This window comes from Cohnella phaseoli (assembly GCF_003386235.1).
Lineage (GTDB): Bacteria > Bacillota > Bacilli > Paenibacillales > Paenibacillaceae > Cohnella > Cohnella phaseoli.
In genome coordinates, this window is sequence record NZ_QRDZ01000056.1 from 1 (window position 1) to 19,094 (window position 19,094).

The following is a 19,094-nucleotide window of genomic DNA, read 5'->3' on the forward strand; positions in this document are numbered from 1 at the left end:
CTCGGGTTGGCGGATTCGCGATACTCCATCAGCGTGAACTGCTTGTCGATTTTGCCGAAGTCGCGCGCATACACCGAGCTCTCCGGTCCGACCATAAGCGCCGCATCGCCTGCAGGCGTGATCGCTACGCCCGCGCGTTCGAACAGCGGCCAGAAGCCGCTAAAGTAGCGTGCGTTCGCATAGTCCGCTTCGTTGGAGTTGACGATCAGAATATCCAGCCCTTTGTCTGCCGCAAGCTTGGCCGCTCTCTGGATTCTTTCCTTGTACTCGTGGTCCGGTATATATACTCTTGCTGTCATAGCGCATAATCTCCCTTAGTCTTTTTTAGTTTTGGCGTCAATCAGAACGACGGCCGCAAGAATAAGCCCTTTAATGATCCATTGCCAGTAAGATCCGATGCCCAGAAGCACCATCGCGTTATCGATAATTCCGAGGATCAGCGCCGCAATGACGACTCCGACCACTTTACCCCGGCCGCCCGACAGAGACGTTCCGCCAAGCACGACGACCGTAATGACGTCGAACAGCATATTTTCCCCGATCGTAGGTTGGCCGGCCATCGTTCTCGATGTAATTAGAATCGCGCCGATCGCCGTCAGGAAGCTGCCCAGAATGAAGGCGATCATCTTGATTTTGTTCGTGTTGATGCCCGACAGACGGCTGGCTTCTTCGTTGCCCCCGACGGCATAGATGCTTCTGCCCGTTGCGGTATGCATCGTGAACACGTAGCAGGCGATCGCGATGACCGCCAGAATGACGATTGGCGTCGGAATCGGCCCGATATGGCCGGCTCCGAGATTTTTGAAGCCTGCCGGAAGACCGGAGATCGGAATGCTGTTGCTGTACAAGTAGTTCACGCCCTTGAGCACGATCATCGTGACCAGAGTGGCGATAAAGGCCGGAATTTTCCCGTATACCGCCATCAGGCCGTTCACGAACCCGACAGCGATGGAAGCCAGCAGAACGAGGACGATGGCCAGCGCGATCGGCACGTTCTCCCAATGCACGAGTCCGGCCAGCAGAACGCTCGTAAAGCCGATCGACGAGGAAGCCGACATATCGATGCCGCCGATCAGGATGACGAAAAATTGTCCCAGGGCGATAATGGCGAGAAACGAGATTTGACGGACGATGTTCAAAATGTTGTTGCCGTCGAAAAATCCGTCCACGAAGATGGCGCAGGCCGCGAACAGCCCTACGAAGATAAACAGAATGGCCCACTCTTTAAAGAAGGAGGAGAACGCCGCGCCCGGCACGAGACTCCTCCGCTGATTGCTTGTCGCTTCCACGGTCACACCCCCAGCAGCTTGCTAATGATATGGCTTTGCGTTTTCTGCTCGCCGGATACGCAGGTCTGGAACTCGCCCTCGAACATAACGTAGATGCGATGGCACGTTCCGATCAGCTCCTCCAGCTCCGGCGACACGATAATAACGGACTTGCCCTTCGCGGTCAGCTCGCCGACCAGCTTGTAGATTTCCGCCTTTGCCCCTACGTCGATGCCTCGGGTCGGCTCGTCGAAGAGGAACAGCTCCGAATCCGCCAGCACCCATTTGGAGATGACGATCTTCTGCTGGTTGCCCCCGCTGAGCTTAACGACCGACTGCTGGGGCGTCGCCTTGACGCGCATCAGCTGCGCGACCTGATTCGCCTGCTCCCGCTCCTGCTTGTGCTGCATCGTCCCTTTCTTAAAGCGCTTGAGAGAGGGGAGCGTAATATTGTGCACGACGTTGAAATTCATCACGAGCCCGAGCTGCTTGCGCTCGTCGGGCACAAGGCCGATTCCCTTGCGGATGGCGGCGGACGGCTTGCGGAAATTCACCTTCTCGCCCTTCCAATACATTTCTCCGCCCGTCGTCCTGTAATTGCCGAAAATCGCGTTCAGCAGCTCCGTCTTGCCCGCGCCGACCAGTCCGGCGATGCCGACGACCTCGCCGGCCCGCACCGTCAAGTCGATGTTGCGGAAAGCCTTGCCCGCGCTAAACCCTTTCAGCTCCAGCACCGGCGCTCCGAACTTATCGTTAAGAGGCGGAAATATCTGCGTCATCTCCCGGCCGATAATCATCTCGATCAGCCGGTCCTTATCCACGTCCGCCACCTCGCCGGAATGAATCATCCGACCGTCGCACAGCACCGTATAGGTGTCGCATACCTCGAAAATCTCATCCAGCCGATGCGAGATATAGATGATGCCCATGCCCCGCTGCTTCAGCACGCGGATGATGCGGTAAATATTTTCGATCTCCTTCTCCTGCAGCACGGCCGTCAACTCGTCCATAATGATCATTTTCGCCTGCATGGATACCGCCTTGGCGAGCTGAATGATCTGCTTCTCCGCCATGCGCAGCTCCTTGATCGGCACCGTCAGATCAACGCTCGACCCGAGAAAATCCATAATCTCGGCGGCTTTGCGCATCATCGCCTTACGGTCGACCAGCCCGAACCTCTTCGCGTAGCTGCCAATGAACAGATTTTCCAGCCCGTTCATCTCGGGAATGAGCTGCAGCTCCTGATGGACGACGGCGATTCCCATCGCCTGAGAGCTGCGGACGTTGTAGCCGCTCTTCTCGGTGACGTTCGTCCCGCCCACGTATACAGCCCCCTCGGAGGGCGTGTAATGGCCGATGATGATTTTCGCCAAAGTCGACTTGCCCGCGCCGTTCTCCCCGACAAGCGCGCGGCATTCGCCGGGACGCAGGCTGAACGAGACGTGATCCAGAGCGCGAACGCCGGGAAACGATTTGGAGACGTCGCGCAGCTCAATAATCGGTTGTTCCGCCGGTCCGCCCATTAAACCCCCGCCTTCCCGGCACGGCTCCACAGGGCGGCGAAATCGTCCGCGCGATGGAACGTCGAGCCCATATCCTTTAATCTATCGATCAAAATCGAGAACTCGCTCATTGCCTTCTCGCCGCAGCCAAGCGTCAGGAACCGGTCCGGCGTCACCGTCGCTTCGCCATAGTGGTAGCTCTCCTGGATCGGAATGAACTCCCACGGATGAAAGTAGAAGCAGAGGACGACGGGCAGGTTGCGCTCCCGCAGAAACTTCACGAATCCGTCGATGCGCTTCATCAGTTCGTCCGCGCTCTGCGTCCGGAACAGCGGCCACTGGTCGCGGTCCCGCTCCAACCCCGGATCGTTGCTCTTCATCACCATGTCGGCGAAATTCGGAATCTCGACGATGTTCATATCGCCTTCCTTCGTCCAGTCGCTCCTGCTCGGATGGTAAGGCACAAAACGCTCCCGGTAGAAATACATCGGATAGGACGCGTCCGACACGTAGTTCAGCCTCTCCAGCGAGTTCAGCAGCGCCGTCGAACCCCACAGCCGAGGCGCGCGGAACGAAACCGGCTGATGCCCAAGCACTTGCTGCACCCATTCCGTCGCTTTCTCGATGCGCAGCGGCACCTCCTCCGGCAGCAGCGGCACGACGCCCGGGATCGGGAACAGCTCGTCGCCGACCGTCTCGTGGAACAGCGAGTGGCAGCCAACCTCGTTGCCGCTCAGCTTGACGAGTTCAACGCTTTGGGGATTGCGGCGCGCCGCATCCCCCGTATAATAGAAGGTTCCTTTAATGCCTTTCTTGTCGAACAGCTCGACGAGCGGTCCGGTTGCGTTCTTCACCCCGTCGTAATACGGCGTGAAGCTGCCGACGTCCGTCTCCATATCGAAGCCGAAAACTACGTGAATGCCGTCTTTCATACGTTTGCTCCCCTTCCTATAGCCACAGCCAGCCAAACGCCTCGACGCCCAGGAAAATTTGTCTGTCGTTCCGGTTGTCCGGGTCCAGCTCGTTATGGATGACTCTCTTCAGCTCATGGTACGGGTACATGCACGAAGGCATCCCCGTCTCGTCGACCGGATTGACGTCGAAGTACATTCTTTTCACCAGATCGAAATCCAGCTCGTTCAGCCGATCCATCTCCCGCAGGAAGGTCCGCTTATCCTCGGGGGTTACCGCAAGATCGTAGGAGATCGAAGCCAGCGCCAGATCGTAGATGACGCGATTGCGTTCGTGCGAATTTTCGATCTTGTCGAAGTGCTTGACGTACACCTTAAGCCGCTCGTCGCCGCGAATCGCTTCCTTGATCCGCCGGATTCTCGCCCCGAGCTCCGGCCACTCTTTAATCGCTTCCTGAATGACCGGGATATCCTCAGCCTTCACCTTGTTGCGCAGGAAAGGGAACTCCGTTGGGAAAATATTGAACTGGCTCTCGTGAATCGTCAACATTCTGCGCAGTACGTACAAAATATCGTTGGCCAGCTCTGCGCCGAACACCGCCTCCACGGAATAGCGGTAGAACGTTTCGTGATCCTTTGTCGAGCCCCATCCGTAATAGGCATGAGAATACAGGTTCAGGAAGTAGCCGTACCATTCGAACATGTAGCCGTTAATGCCCTTGACGCCGTGTTTGACGGAATCGATATGCATATCGATGTCTTTCTCGATATACTGGTGATTCGTCTCCTCGTCGGCGCGGATCACGTTGGTCTTGAAAATGCGCATCAGCCGTCCCATCGTCGATGCGACCGCGTTCGCCTCCGTATCCCGGGCCCAGATCCGTTCCTTGCCGAATACGTCGACCCATTTCGGGAACTCGTCGTCCGAGACGTACAGCCCCGGCGCCCAGAATAGAACGATGTCCTCCGGGATGCTGCGCTTGCAGTCCTCCAAATACGCCAGATCCTTCTCAAGCGGTGGCTCGCGCCAAGCGCGCACGCCGACAACGCAGTCCGGATTCTCGTCCTTGATCTCCGTGTAGAGCGTGTTCAGCAGCCAGAAGTTGGCCTTATGCTTCGCCTCCGCAGGAGTCCGGTTCTTCATAAACGTCTCCGCGCAGGCATCGCAATTGCAGAACCAGTAGGACTCTTCGCTCTCCTCGAAGTCGATGCCGTCGAAGCCAAGCTGGACGACGCGCCGGACGGCCGCTTTCAGATAAGCGATATTTTCCGGCCTGCTCAGACACAATGTATCGAAATCGTTTACGAATTTTCCGTCTTTGGGCAATACCATGCGCTTGTCTTTGTAGATGCTCGGATACCCGCCGTTGTAGCTGTTCAGGCCGATATAAGCGAAGAAATCGATGCCGAGCTTGTGGCCGTAAGCGAACAGACGCGATAGAAACTCGTCGGAAATGTTCGGGTGCGTATAAGCGATCTCGATCCAATTGCGGCTTTCTTCGTTCCATACTTTCATTTTGTAGCCTTGGAGCATCGTTTCCGGATATTCGTCGAACTGGAAAGGCCAGTAGCCGTACATGCACATATTAAATTGATTGATTTTGAGGTCGGAGCAAATGTTCAAGTACTCGATCCATTCGTCGTAGCCCCATAGCTGCATATCGAAGCCGATTCGGCCGTAGCCGGCATACCAGGCAAACGTGTTGGAAACGGACCGCCTCTCGATGGACGGCCAGTCGAGAATGTCGGCCTCCTGCAGCGTGTAGCCTCCCTCGTCGTGCTTGGCCAACAGCTGCTTCAGCGTGGACAACACGTTCACATAGCCGTCCCGATGGGCAAAAGCGATCTCGACGCCGCTTGATCCGACGCGCAGGCTAAAGCCTTGCTTTTCGTACAGCTCCGGCCGATCGATCTGCCCGTCGGCTGCGGGAAGCGCGTCGCTCAGCTCGATATCGATAAGAAGCGAATCGGCTTCATTGACCCGCACCGCAAGGTCTTGATAATTCCACAGCTTCATCTCCGCGATTTCCTTCGCATCGAAGCTTGGCGACGCGATTTTCGTCGTGATGAGATTCAAGCCGACAAACCGGCCGGTCGTTCCTTCTCCGAAAACCGCCTTTTTCGGCTCCGGCAGCAGCATTGCGCACATCGCTGTTTCCTCCTCTTCATCTCGTGGTTTCCGGTCAAGGGAAGGGGCCGCATGCGCCGCCCCCTCCCGCGTCGCTTAATTGCCCAGCCAGGACCAACTTTTCCAGTCGTAATCGTTAATGTTGTCCGGTGTAATCGTCTCGGGCTTCGGCAGCGGCGTCGTCTCGCCAAGATCCTTGCCGTCGAGCGAGGCTAGCAGCGCTTCAAGCGCAACCTCTCCCAATACGACCGGATCCTGAAGCACTTCGCCGATCCACGCCGGATTGCCGTCCTGGATATACTGCAGCACTTCCTTGTCGCCGGCCAATCCGATAAACTTCACTTCCTTGTCGCGGTTCGTGCTGACGGCCGCATTGTAAGCGCCGAGAACGAGCGCATCGTTGTGACCGCTGACAACGTCGACCGATTTGTTCCGTTGAAGCACGTTCTCGAACAGCGTCTGCGCCGAGTTGCGATCTCCTTTAGGGTCTCCCTCTTCGATGACCTTTGCATTTGGGAACGCTTCCTTGATCACACTGGAAAACCCTTCGAAGCGATCGACGGACGCTTGGCCGGAGGCCGGAACGGATAAATAGACGACGGTCGGATCTTCTTTATTCAGAGTTTTCAAATAATTAACCGCAACCTCGCCCGCGGCTTTGCCCATCTCCTTGAAGTCGTGTCCGACGAACGTTTCCCATACTGCATCTTCCGGGTTATCCGGCGATTGCGGGTAGTCGCCTACGACGATTTTCACGCCCTGCTCATGCAGCTTGACCATCGTCGGAATGATCGCTTTGCCGTCGACCGGGAATACGACGATGCCTTTGGCCCCTAGCTGCGCCATATTTTCCAATTGAGTGATCTGCGTATTGATGTCGAACTTGCCGTCTTCGAATTGCAGCTTTAAGTTTTTGCCCGACTTCGCGGCGTAATTGTTCATTCCGTCGATCGCGCCCTGATACCAAGGCCAGCCGAGATTCATGATCGCGCCGCCGATAACCGTCTGATCGCCCGCTGCCAAAGGACTGCCGCTCGCCGCCCCTCCCGTCCCATTGTTGTTCTTGCCGGAATTCGAACAGCCAACCAACACAAGCGTAAGCGCCAATACTGCGGAGAATGACTTAACCCAACCCTTTGTCATACTTATTGCCTCCTTATATATGTTGTTGCAGACCGCGGATAAACCCGCAGGCCCCTAATGCCGATTCGAAAGCAAAAACATAGCGGGCATTCGCAGGATCAGACGCTTAGCCCCATCGTGGTGTAAAACGCCATATTCGTCTGACGGGTATCCAGTCTTCCGTACTGGACCACGACAGGGACGTCGCTCACCAGCTTGACCGCATACTGTGTCTCCTTCGGCACGACGTACCCGCCGAGATCCTCCGGATGATCCAGCCGGAAGCAGCGCACCCGCTGGCCTTCAATCTCTGCCTCAAGCCCTTCCACAGGCTCCTGGTCGGAGAAGTACAAGGTAAACCTCACGGTCGCCTTGTCGTCGTTCATGTTTAACACGATGATCGATTCGTGGCCTTCCAGCGGATGCTCGCCGGGCGGCGGCAGCTCGCAATCGGGAAATACCCATTGCCTTTTCCCCTTGTTGTCGTTCATGTCGTCATCCCCCGATACGTTTTTGGCTTGACTCATTGATGATCAGCTTGGGCTCGAGCACGATCTTCTCGAACACCGGCATGTTTTTGTTTTTCTCTTTCCTCATAATGATCTCTCCCGCGATCGAGCCGATCATATCCGCTGGCTGAACGACCGAAGTAATCTGCGGCCGGATCAAGCCCGTCTCGTCGTTGGCGTCGAAGCATACGGCCGCAATATCGTGAGGAACGCCCAGCCCCTTCTCCAAAATCGCTTTGATCGCACCGTAGAGCAGAAAATCGTTCGCGGCGAAAATCGCCGTCGGCAGCTCATCCTGCTTCAACCATTCGCTCATGATTTTGTAGCCGCTCTCCTTGCGGAATTCTCCTACGCCGATCCATTCGTCCCGAACCGACAGCCCGTTCTCCTCCAAGCATTTCCGGAACCCCTGCAGACGCTCGGCCGCCGAGGACTGGTGCTGCGGGCCGGTCAGAATCGCCAGCTTCTCGTGCCCTTGCTCGACAAGATGCTTCGCCAGCTCATAGCCGGCCTTCAAGTTGTCGATCGTCACGACGTCGAAATTCTCCTGCGTATTCGGCAGGTTATCGAAGAAAACAAACGGAATGCCGGATCGCTTGTATTGCTCGAACAGCTGCGGATCTCCCCCTACAGTAGCAATGACGAGTCCCGTCACCTGCTTCTGCAGCAAGAGCTGAACGTACTCCTCCTCCTTCTGGATGTCCTCGTCGCTGTTGCAGACGATGACGGAGTGCTCGTTCTCTCTCGCCACCTTCTCCACGCCTTTGATGACGCTTGCATAGAAGCTATTGGAGATGTCCGGCACGATAACGCCGATCGTATTGGCGCTCTTGCGCTTCAAGCTGCGCGCGACCTCATTCGGCTGGTAGCCCATTTCTTTGATCGTCTTGAGAATCAGCTCTTTGGTGTCCTTGTTTACTCTGCCCGTTCCGTTAATGACTCTGGATACGGTCGAGATCGAAATGTTGAGACGCTTGGCAATGTCCTTCAATTGCACGGTCAATTTTATTCATCCCCCAACATTTGCGAGAACGTTCTCGCAACTTTGTCAAAAAAATATCGGCATGCCGACTGTGGTTTTTTGACCCCTTTTTATAGTCCTTAATGATGATTGCGTTTACAAACGACATATTACATTAAAAAAACGCCCTTTTCAAGGCCCAAATCGAAAATAATTATTATCCAATTTCCACCATACGCCGACTTTCTGCGTCTTTCCAAGGAAAAATTGAGCAAACGTTCTCTCAAATTGTTCGCCGTAGATTCTCCCTTCCTATTCCGTTCCCTGTTCATTACGCTTTTCACCGGTTTGCTCCCCGCGCTTCCAGGCAGGGTCTCCGTACCGATGGAGCGCCCTGTTAATTGTATACACGATCCAAGGGACAATGGCCGATAGCGCCGCATTGACCAGCACCGACGCCGTAGGCACCCGGTCGGACAACATCTTGATCAATGCATACATCGCTATTCCCCCTTCGGCCGCACCCGATCGATTGCGCCGATAATTCTCATTTTCGTATTCACCTTTACAAGGACGCGGCACTTTGAGAACAACTGCTCTCCGCCTTCCCAGTCGTTCTTAATCTTTTGCCATGCGCGATAGTGATTTTCGTTCAAATAATCGCTCAGGCCGATCGCATCCGCCTTATATTGCTTCTGAAGTTTGTTCAGCACATCGTACATAAGCGCTTGGATTTTGTCGTTCACCCGATGTTCGACCTCCCGTATAACCTGGGGATCGAGCAGATCGACCTCCGAATACGACTCTCCGATATTGCCTTCCACTTTTACGCTAACCGTAAACTCCGGCGCCTTGGAATCGGACACCTTCGCGCTTATCTTTCTGCTCGCGCTTTTGACCTCGAACAGCACGAGTCCGCCTCCCATTTCGATCTCGAGCGCCCCCGCCCGGATCGTGCCGCTGAAGTAGTTTTTGGCCGAGGTTTCCTCGCCGTCCAGAAATCCCTTCATCTTCTTGTCGCTGCCGAACACGGCCGCGCCGCTCAGCGACACCTTATCGTCTCGTTGAGAAATTTCGGGAATGGCAAATCCATGATCCTCCAGCAGAAAACGGTGAACGAGCCCCATTGTAGCCGGGGGTACGATCGACTCGCTTTTGTCCGGATTTTCCGAGGTTGAATTGATATATTGCACGGGAAGCGTCTCGATGGGCGGTTTGATCTCCAGCAGCTTCTTCGCTTGGCCGGACGAGATCATTACCTTCGCCGCCCTCCTCATCTCCGGGTCGCGGACAAACAGGTCTAGTACCTCCTGAATCTTTCCGGAGCGAGCCAGCGTTTCCGATACGATAATAATTTTGTTATGCTCCAGATAGGGAGGCCGGCTCGTTTCGTTGGACATTTTGCGAGCAGCTTTAAAAAGCGTCATTCCAGAGGCCGTGACATTCTGAAAAGCTTTAGCCGACGGATGCCCCCCGCCCGCCGACTTGCCCTGCATGGCGCTGGGAACGACGAATTGAAACGTCAGCTCGTATGCGCCGTTCTCCCCTTCGTCGATCGCGGAGCCGACCACGAAGCCCCGGTCTTCGATCTCCACCCGATCCCAGCATCCGGCGAGCAGGGCCAGCAGCGTCAACGCCAATGCGTTTCTAAGAAACACGCTCATTTCCTTCAACCCTCCGCAGCTTCGCCGCCCCGAGCAACAGCGCCGGGAGCACCCAGCCGATCGCGATTCCGGCGTAGCTGATCCACTTCCCGAACACATCGATTTCCGTTATGCCTTGGGGCTGCATAGCGACAAGATAAATTAACGGACACAGCGCGATGATATACGTCATTCTTTCCGGCTTGGGAAATACGGTCTTCAGGGCGACAATCGTCACATCGAAGGCCATAGCCGCTGTATTAAACAGCGTGACGACCCATAACGTAAAGAAGATGGACTCGAACCTCTCGAAGAACCCTCCCGGAATTTCGACCTGCTTCGCCAGTTCGGCCGTCGGATACAGCGTATTCTTCGTCACCTCGGAGCCGAAAATTCCGATCACGAATACGAACACGATCAGATAGGTCAGGAGCGGAACCGTCAAGCCGCCGAGAACCGCCTTTTTAATCGTTTTCGGCCGGTTGATCAATGCGTTATAGAATAAAAAGATTTCGAAGCCCAGGAAGGAAAACACCGTGCCTCTCCCTCCATTCAGAAGGTCCTTCCAATCGGTGACGAACAAAGGCTTAAGATTGTGAATGTTGAAAAACGGAATATTCATCGCCAGGACGCCGAGCACGATCAATAACACAAGAGGCAAGAAAATCAGGTTCAGACGGAGCAAGGCCGAGCTCGGCCCCGCCACCCCGTAAGCCAGCACGAACAGAAAAAACAGGCAGATCGCTTCCTCCGGCGTCCGATCGAACAGATACTGCTTGGAGATGTTAGCCAGTCCCCTCGTCTCGTAGCCGACGAACAGAAACGTATAGCAGGCGAACATCACGACGACAACGTTAGCCGTCGCTCGATTCGTCACCGCCTTCGTCATATCTTTAAGCCCCATCTTCGGGAACCGCATGCACAGGGAAGCGATCACCCAACCAAATGCCAATGCCACGGCCCCTCCAAGCACGAGCGATATCCAACCGTCCGAGGATTCCGTCATTTCGGCCAACGAGCGCGGAAGCGTCAGGACGCCGAAGCCGATCACCATGTTGCTGACTCCGTACGTCACCTCGGCCGTCCCGATCTCCCGGTCTCCGTATTCGAATGATTTCATATCCTCTTTCCTCTCTTGTTTGCCCGGTTAATATTTTTGGTCTGCATAAATTCGGGTCTCTTCGTTAAAAAAGTCACCGGGAAGCGGACGACCAGATCCCTCCAATCGTTAAGGAATATCGGCGCGAACGGCGAGGAATAAGGCATTCCGAAGCTTCTCAGCCTGACGAGATGGATACTGATCACGATAAAAGCCAGAATGATGCCGAACAGCCCCAGAACGGCGGCAGCCAGCATCGTCGCGAATCTCAGCATGCGAAAAGCAATTCCGGCGCTATAGGACGGAATAGCGAACGAGGAGATGGCCGTGACGGCGACAACGATCACCATGATCGGACTGACAACCCCGGCCTGAACGGCCGCTTCTCCGATAACGAGGCCGCCTACGATGCCGATCGTCTGACCGATGGGCTTCGGCAGACGTACGCCGGCCTCCCGCAGAAGCTCCAGCGTCCCCTCCATCAACAGCGCCTCGATGACTGCCGGGAAAGGCACGCCTTCCCGCGCCGCAGCAATCGAGAACGCCAGCTTAAATGGGATCATCCCTTGATGGAACGATACGAGAGCAATATAAATAGCCGGGAAGAAAAGCGCGATAAATACCGCAACATAACGTAAAAGCCGAATCAGCGATCCGATCAGCCAGCGCTCGTAATAATCCTCCGGAGATTGGATAAGCGCCACGAAGGTCGTCGGCAGTATGAGAGCGAACGGCGTCCCTTCCAGCATAATCGCCGCTTTGCCCTGCAGCAGAGCCGCCCTGACCTTGTCCGGCCGCTCCGTATGGAGCAGCTGCGGGAACGGCGACAGGAAGCTGTCCTCAATCCACTGCTCGACAAAACCCGATTCGGGCGCGTCGTCGATATCGATCGACTCCAGCCTTCTTTGCGCTTCCTCTACGATGCTGGGATGAATAATCCCCTGAATATAGGTCAAAATAAGCGTTTTGCGCGAGCGTCTTCCAATCGTGTAAGAGACGAAACGCAGATTGATATCGCGAATGCCGCGGCGAATCAGGCCGACGTTGGTTTCCACCTTCTCAGTAAAGCCTTCCCGCGGACCCCTGACCAGAGCTTCCGTAGGCGGCTCTTCGACGCTCCGTTCCTTCCAGTTCTGAGTGCCGATGATCAGGGCGTCGTCCGCGCCTTCTAGAAACATAACGGTATCCCCGTAAAGGACCGCTTGGACGATATCGCTCCACAGCGCGGCCTCTATCACTTGGGATACCGACATCGTCTCGTTCCGAAGCCCGCCGATCACTTCGGATACGTCCAATTCCGGAGCCTCTTCCCCGTAACGTCCCGCCTTCAAAACTTGCCGAATGATTTGATCGTCGATCACCGCCTTGTCGGACAAGCCGGAGAGAAAGACGAGAGCGCAGCTCCTCTTGCCCCCGCCGATCGTCACGATGCGAGTCAGCAGATCGGACGGATCGCCGAGCAGCCGGCGGATGTAGCCGATATTTTCCTGCATATCCCGAGAAATGACGGCGGATGAGGACTGTCGATCATCGCTTGCGTTGTCGCTCAAGAACATCTCCTCCCAGCACTTGGTTCACATTTCCTTTTACTATGTCCAATCGTCTTTCCATTAACCGTAACCTTCCATTTCCGCTCCCCCAGGAAAAAAATACAGCCGCTCGCGAATACCGCTGACGCATGTTATTTGTTATCATTTAGAAAGCCCTTTCACCCAAAGACAGATCAGAGAGAGACGCAAATATCAGGGGGAGTTCATTCATGAATACAGAGAAACAGCGCGGTAGCATGAAGGTGTGGATTCATTTCTTCGCTCCTTACGGCATTCTGCTGGTCGGATTTCTGGCCGTTGCCCTATACGCCTACGACAGAACGTCAACTTTAGTGGAAAATAACTCCAAAGAAACGGCTTATACGGTCATGCAGCAGACAAAGGAAATTATGGATCGCCGGTTCGAGGAGCTGGAGACGATCGCCGAGCAGGTGTCCAGCTCCCCCAAGGTGCTGAGCTTTCTCTACGTCGACAAGCCGTTCTACGGCACGAATCCGGTTCGCATCCTGGAGCTCCGTACCGCTCTGTTCGACTATCCCTTGTTTAATCATTTCATTTTGGATTACTACGTCGCGTATCCACGCAGCGGAGCCGTCGTCTCTCCGGACAGCTCCCATTCGCTGCGGCAATTTTACGATCTGGAATTCCGATACGCCGAGCAAACCTATGAGGAATGGGCGGACGGACTCACGGAATCCGCGGGCCGCAAAACGTTCCTGCCCGGCCAGCCCGCCGTTTATCGGGGCAAGCTCCATTCCGTCGTCTCCTATATGCAGTCGTTCGGAACCCGGGACCGGCCCGGCGTCGTTCTGATGCTGATCGACGACAATCAAATCCGCAGCCTGCTCCACAAGCTGGATTCGAGCAACGGAGGCTTCGCCTTTATCGCCGACGCCAAAGGGGACATTATCAGTCGCATCGGCTCGGACGCCGACATCGGCGGGGTGAAGGATCTGCCAGACGGCTTCTCCCAGTTGAATATCGAGGGCAGCAGCATGCTGGTCACGAAGACGACGTCCCGCTACAACGGCTGGACGTACGTATCGGCGCAGCCCGAATCCTATGTGCTTCAGCAAGTGCACTATTTTAAAGAATTGATCCTGACGATTATTCTGCTCGGTCTCGGCTTCGGCCTGCTGGCCGCCCTGCTGTTCTCTTACCGCAACAGTCGACCGCTCTGGATGCTGCTGCGCGTTCTGCCCAGCCAGCGCTTCGGCGGCGGAGAAGCTGCCTCTCAGCGCAACGCCTGGGATCAGATCCGTACCTCCGTCGTCAGCCTGGTCCACAGCAACGATTTTCTGTCCGAGAAGATGGAACAGCAGGTTCCGCTCATTCGCAGCGGCTTTTACGATCGGCTGCTTCGGGGCCACTACTTGTCCAACAAAGACATCGCCGTCGCCATGGAGCATTCCCGGCAAGCCTGGGAGGGCGGCCGCTTCTCCGTCGGCATTCTCGTCATCTCCGGCTATGACGGCACGTATAACGAAGCGATGCTCACCGAGCTGGACTTTCGCAAGATCGCCATTCGGGATATTATCGTCAAAAGCTTCGGCCGAACGATCTCGACTCACGATCTCGGCGAAAACCAGATCGGCCTGTTGTTCAACGACGACTCGGATTCCCCTGAAGCTTTTCTCGATGAAATCCGGCGCATGCTCAAGGAGCTCCAAAACCGCATAGCCGCCGCTTTAAACGTGCAAACCTACGCGGCAGTCGGCGGTTGTTACCTGGAGATGACCGAGATCAGCCGCTCATACGAGGAAGCCCGTCTGCTGCTGCAGCGAGCCAGCTGGTCCGAGGAGCGCACGATCGTCGCGCAGGACGACGAGATCAGCCCGACTACGCTGCCGGCTTACTATTACCCGCCGGACGTGGAGCAACGGCTCATTAATCTCGTCAAATCGGGCAGCGTATCGGAAACCGAGGCGCTGCTCGGCCAAATTCGCGAGAACAATCTCGATCAGCCGAATTTGCCGGCCGCCATCGGCAAAATTCTCGTGAATGAAATGACCGGCACGCTCCTGAAGTGCCTCGAGCAGGCCGGAACGGAGGCGGATCGACAGCACGAGATGATTCATACGGCGCTGCTCGCCCCGGAAGCCGGACGTGCGGCTAAGCTGGCGTTCGGCCAGTTGTCGGACGCCTTCCTGCATCTCTGCCGCGGCCAGCACGACCGGAAGAAGAGCCATAACAATCAGCTTAAAGTCGACTTGATCCGCTATCTCGACGAACACTATATGCAGACCGACTTGAGCCTAACTACCTTGGCCGATCGCTTCAACACATCGGAAGCGTACATTTCTTACTTTTTCAAAGAACAGACCGGCGTGAATTTCTCCGACTACTTGGAGAACGTGCGCATGGGCCATGCCAAGCGAATGCTGGTCGAGAGCGACATGCCCGTCAGCGAAATCTCCGCCTGGGTCGGTTACTACTCCCTCAACTCGTTCAGCCGCGCCTTCAAAAGGTCCAACGGCCTTAGCGCCACGGAGTTCCGCCGTAATTCCCGCGGCTGATTCTAAACAATTGAATAGTCTATGAATACGGAATAAAAGCGCTTACAAGCCAATCTAAATTCGTGCATAATCCTTGATTTTGTCAGCTTTACGGTTAGCCCCTCCCCCCTCTATACTTCGAATCACCGGCCGGCAACACCAAGTCTTAAGCCGAGGGGGATGGCAACTGAAAACATTGACCGATGTAAGGAAAGGCTGGCAACTGTATGCGCTGTTCGCTCTACCGCTTCTTTACATCATCGTATTCAAATACGTACCGATGTTTGGAAACGTTATCGCGTTTAAGCAATTCACTGTCACCAAAGGCATGTTCGGAAGTCCATGGGTCGGCTTCGACCATTTCGAGCGTTTCTTTAATTCCTACGAATTTTGGAGATTGCTCAGAAATACGCTGTCCATCAGCGTCTACACTCTCATTGCCAGCTTTCCTTTTCCGATTCTGTTGGCGTTGGGATTGAATTACGTCAAAAACGAGCGGTTCAAAAAAACCGTACAAATGGTTACCTACGCGCCTTATTTCATCTCATTGGTTGTCGTGGTCGGTTTGCTATTCCAGTTTCTCGACCCTCGGACCGGCATTGTCAACTCGCTCCTGGGCTGGTTCGGCGTTGATCCGATCAATTTCATGGGGCAAGCGGGCATGTTTCAATCGATCTATGTTTGGTCCCACGTCTGGCAGAACGTCGGCTTCGCCTGCATTATCTATTTGGCGGCATTGGCCGGAATCGATCCTTCGCTTCACGAGGCGGCCGTCATGGACGGCGCGAGCAAAATCCAGCGCATGCGCCATATCGACCTGCCGGGCATTATGCCGATTGCCGTCATTCTGCTTATCTTGAACACGGGTCAGATTATGGAGACCGGCTTCGAGAAAATTTTGCTGATGCAAAACGCGTTGAATTTGCGGGCCTCAGAGGTTATCGATACGTACGTGTACAAAATCGGCCTCGTTTCGCAAGCGCTTAACTTCTCGTATGCCACCGCTATCGGCCTGTTCAAAGCCGTGATCGGCTTCGTGCTGCTCATCGTCGTGAATCAAACGGCCAAGAAAGTGGGGCAAGAAAGCCTATGGTAAGAGGAATGAAAGCCTCCGATCGAGCCGCGATCCGGGAATCGGGCGGAGACCGTGCCTTTAATGTCGCGAACTACATTCTGCTGACGATCGTGCTTATCGTTGTGCTGTATCCTTTGGTCTACGTCGTAAGCGCTTCCTTCAGCTCCAGCTACGCCGTCCTGTCGGGCAAAGTATGGTTATGGCCGGTGGAACCGTCTCTTGAAGGCTATAAAGCCGTGTTCAAAAACAAAAATATTCTGACCGGCTTCCAGAACACGTTCTTCTATACGCTCGCGGGAACATTCGTTAACGTCGTTATGACGGTGCTCGCCGCCTACCCGCTGTCCCGTAAGGACTTCCGGGGACGGAACAAGTTCATGCTGCTGTTCGTGTTCACGATGATGTTTAACGGCGGGCTGATTCCAACCTACTTCGTCGTTAAAGATCTGAGCATGATCGATACCGTCTGGGCGATGCTCATCCCGACCGCTCTGTCTGTATGGAATGTCATCATTATGAGAACCTACTTCCAGACGACGATTCCGGGCGAGCTGCTTGAAGCGTCCCAGATCGACGGCTGCAACGATTTCCGTTTCCTGCTGAAGATCGTCGTCCCGCTGTCGGGACCGATTATCGCCGTCATCGCGCTATTCTACGCTGTCGGCCATTGGAATCAATATTTTAACGCCATGATCTACTTGAAAAACCCGCAATTGTATCCGCTTCAACTCATTCTTAGAGATATTCTCGTACAAAACGAAGTCCGGATCGACATGCTGGGAGACGTGAAATCGGCGGCGGCCCGCCAAGGCTTGCGCGAGCTGCTCAAATACTCGCTTATCGTCATCTCGTCCGTCCCGCTCATGCTCGTCTATCCGTTTGTTCAGAAGTTTTTTGTAAAAGGCGTCATGATCGGTTCGATAAAGGGCTAAATTAAATCGCAATCACTCGGGAGGGTCTATCCTATTATGATGAAGAAATCCTTGTTTAGCATGATCGCGACTGTACTGCTATTGTCTACGGTGTTGGCCGCTTGCTCCAGCTCCAAAAACGAAGGAGGCCAGGCCTCCTCTTCTTCCTCTGCACCGGCAGGGAGCGCAAGCGCGGAAGGCAGTCTGCTGACCGAGCCTGGCACATATCCGATTACAAAAGAAAAAGTAACGCTTAAAGTTATGGTGCGCGGCAACCCGCTCGTCGAGGATTTTGCAACCAACGAATTTACCAAATGGTATGAAGAGAAAACGAACGTTCATATCGAATGGGAAGTCGTTCCGGAGCAAAGCATGCAGGAGAAGCTGAACCTCGTGCTCGCCAGCGAAGACTATCCGGACGTCATCTTCGGCATGAACGTCTCCCCGGCGCAGGAAATGATCTACGGCACGCAGGGCGTATTTCTGCCTCTGAACGACCTGATCGAGAGCCAAGGCACGCAGACGAAGAAGCTGTTCGCCGACCGTCCCGACATTAAGGAAGCGATTACCGCACCGGGCGGCAATATCTACTCTCTGCCGGAAATCAACGAATGCTACCACTGCTCGATGAGCCAGAAAATGTGGATTTATCAGCCTTGGCTCGACAAGCTCGGCTTGGAAATGCCTAAGACGACCGAAGACCTGTACAACGTGCTTAAAGCGTTCAAAACGCAGGACCCTAACGGCAACGGCAAGGCGGACGAAGTCGCGCTGTCCATCTCTCCGAAATCGTGGAGATCGTCCATCGACGCGTTCCTGATGAACTCATTCGTCTATAACCCGGTATACGGCACGACGAAGCGGTTGTTCGTTCAAGACGGCAAGCTCGACGTCTCGTACACGAAGCCGGAATGGAAGGAAGGCTTGAAGTACCTGAACAAGCTGTATTCGGAAGGGCTGATTACGCCGGAATCGTTCACTCAGGACGACAACCAGTTGATCCAGGTCGGAGAAAATCCGGACGTTCCGCTGCTCGGCGCTTCTACTGGCGGACACCAAGGCGTATTCACGCAGCTTCTCGGCGAGAGCGGACGTTGGAACGAGTACAAGACGGTTCCCGTGCTGAAAGGTCCGAACGGCGCGCAATATGCTCCTACGGACGCAACGAGCTTGACGACCGGCTCCTTCCTGATCACGAACAAGGCCAAAAATCCGGAAGTCGCGCTTCGCTGGGCCGACGGCCTGTACGAATACGAGCACACGCTGCGCAGCAACTACGGACGTCCGGATCAGGAATGGCGCAACGCGACGGATGGCGAGATCGGCATTAACGGCGAGCCGGCCAAATGGTCCGAGCTGAAATCGTTCGGCGAAGTTCAGAACGTCAACTGGGCGCAGACCGGCCCGGCTCTTCGCTCCAACGAATTCCGTCTGAGCGCGGTCAGCAAGGGCAACGACGATCTCGAAGTCATTCTCTACAACGAGACGAAAAACAATTATGAGCCTTACAAATCGAGCACTTACGCAACCGTTCCTCCTCTGTTCATGACGAACGAGCAAGCGACCGAAATCGCCGATCTCTCGAAAACCGTCAACGACTACGTAGAGGAAATGCTCGCTCGCTTCGTCACCGGCGATGCAGACGTCGAGAAGGAATGGGACACTTATCTCAAGACGCTCGACAGCATGAACCTGAAGCGACTGATCACAATCTATCAAGAAGCGTACGACGCTCAGATTAAGAAATAAGTCGGTTGGGAGGGCGCTGTCCCCTAAGCCAATCAAGTTGCTGTGAAAGATAATCGATGTTAAAGGCGCAAGGGGTATGTATCTCCCTCCGATGCTATACACTCCTGAAATTTGAACAGGCAAACCCGTGATAAGGTCATTTCAGGAGCGTATGAGGCAGTCTCCGGGAGA

General features: G+C 55.0%; 16 protein-coding genes. 4 read left to right on the forward strand and 12 right to left on the reverse strand.

Features of this window, described 5'->3' with window-relative positions; translation table 11 throughout:
- The 12 genes from DFP98_RS37315 to DFP98_RS37370 all read right to left on the reverse strand — a co-directional run.
- On the reverse strand, positions 1 to 299 hold a 299-nt coding region (locus tag DFP98_RS37315; RefSeq protein WP_181918178.1), incomplete at its 3' end, for an aminopeptidase P family N-terminal domain-containing protein.
- Between the two features lie 15 nt (positions 300 to 314).
- Entirely contained in the window at positions 315 to 1,289 is a 975-nt protein-coding gene (locus DFP98_RS37320; RefSeq protein ID WP_181918179.1) for an ABC transporter permease, read from the reverse strand.
- A 2-nt stretch (positions 1,290 to 1,291) separates the two neighbouring features.
- Complete coding sequence (locus DFP98_RS37325; RefSeq protein WP_116065728.1) at positions 1,292 to 2,791, reverse strand: sugar ABC transporter ATP-binding protein; 1,500 nt, start codon at positions 2,789 to 2,791, stop codon at positions 1,292 to 1,294.
- Entirely contained in the window at positions 2,791 to 3,702 is a 912-nt protein-coding gene (locus DFP98_RS37330; protein ID WP_116065729.1) for a polysaccharide deacetylase family protein, read from the reverse strand. The genes DFP98_RS37325 and DFP98_RS37330 overlap by 1 nt, the downstream gene beginning before the upstream one ends.
- A 16-nt stretch (positions 3,703 to 3,718) precedes the next feature.
- Complete coding sequence (locus DFP98_RS37335; RefSeq protein ID WP_116065730.1) at positions 3,719 to 5,830, reverse strand: glycoside hydrolase family 20 zincin-like fold domain-containing protein; 2,112 nt, start codon at positions 5,828 to 5,830, stop codon at positions 3,719 to 3,721.
- 75 nt (positions 5,831 to 5,905) lie between these two features.
- Entirely contained in the window at positions 5,906 to 6,952 is a 1,047-nt protein-coding gene (locus DFP98_RS37340; RefSeq protein ID WP_116065731.1) for a sugar ABC transporter substrate-binding protein, read from the reverse strand.
- Between the two features lie 98 nt (positions 6,953 to 7,050).
- Positions 7,051 to 7,422 carry a sensory rhodopsin transducer gene (locus tag DFP98_RS37345; protein WP_220377227.1) on the reverse strand — a complete coding sequence of 124 codons (372 nt, stop codon included), beginning with the start codon at positions 7,420 to 7,422 and terminating at the stop codon, positions 7,051 to 7,053.
- Between the two features lie 4 nt (positions 7,423 to 7,426).
- Positions 7,427 to 8,437 carry a LacI family DNA-binding transcriptional regulator gene (locus DFP98_RS37350; protein WP_246017148.1) on the reverse strand — a complete coding sequence of 337 codons (1,011 nt, stop codon included), beginning with the start codon at positions 8,435 to 8,437 and terminating at the stop codon, positions 7,427 to 7,429.
- Between the two features lie 276 nt (positions 8,438 to 8,713).
- Entirely contained in the window at positions 8,714 to 8,902 is a 189-nt protein-coding gene (locus DFP98_RS37355; protein ID WP_116065734.1) for a hypothetical protein, read from the reverse strand.
- Between the two features lie 2 nt (positions 8,903 to 8,904).
- On the reverse strand, positions 8,905 to 10,065 hold the full coding sequence (locus tag DFP98_RS37360; protein WP_181918180.1) for a Ger(x)C family spore germination protein: 1,161 nt from the start codon (positions 10,063 to 10,065) through the stop codon (positions 8,905 to 8,907).
- Positions 10,049 to 11,164 (reverse strand): GerAB/ArcD/ProY family transporter, encoded by a 1,116-nt coding sequence (locus DFP98_RS37365; RefSeq protein WP_116065736.1) that lies wholly within the window; start codon positions 11,162 to 11,164, stop codon positions 10,049 to 10,051. The genes DFP98_RS37360 and DFP98_RS37365 overlap by 17 nt, the downstream gene beginning before the upstream one ends.
- On the reverse strand, positions 11,161 to 12,699 hold the full coding sequence (locus tag DFP98_RS37370; protein ID WP_116065737.1) for a spore germination protein: 1,539 nt from the start codon (positions 12,697 to 12,699) through the stop codon (positions 11,161 to 11,163). The genes DFP98_RS37365 and DFP98_RS37370 overlap by 4 nt, the downstream gene beginning before the upstream one ends.
- Positions 12,700 to 12,902: 203 nt before the next feature.
- On the opposite strand from DFP98_RS37370, the gene DFP98_RS37375 reads away from it, so the two are divergent.
- The 4 genes from DFP98_RS37375 to DFP98_RS37390 all read left to right on the forward strand — a co-directional run bounded on the left by DFP98_RS37375 (position 12,903) and on the right by DFP98_RS37390 (position 18,923).
- Positions 12,903 to 15,209, forward strand: coding sequence for a helix-turn-helix domain-containing protein (locus DFP98_RS37375; protein ID WP_116065738.1), 2,307 nt, complete (start codon positions 12,903 to 12,905; stop codon positions 15,207 to 15,209).
- 202 nt (positions 15,210 to 15,411) lie between these two features.
- Complete coding sequence (locus tag DFP98_RS37380; protein WP_116065753.1) at positions 15,412 to 16,284, forward strand: ABC transporter permease; 873 nt, start codon at positions 15,412 to 15,414, stop codon at positions 16,282 to 16,284.
- A complete protein-coding gene (locus DFP98_RS37385; RefSeq protein WP_116065739.1) occupies positions 16,278 to 17,195 on the forward strand; it encodes a carbohydrate ABC transporter permease in 918 nt (305 codons plus the stop codon). Before DFP98_RS37380 ends, DFP98_RS37385 begins: the two co-directional genes overlap by 7 nt.
- Before the next feature lie 36 nt (positions 17,196 to 17,231).
- On the forward strand, positions 17,232 to 18,923 hold the full coding sequence (locus DFP98_RS37390) for an ABC transporter substrate-binding protein (protein WP_425455580.1): 1,692 nt from the start codon (positions 17,232 to 17,234) through the stop codon (positions 18,921 to 18,923).
- Positions 18,924 to 19,094: the final 171 nt, after the last annotated feature.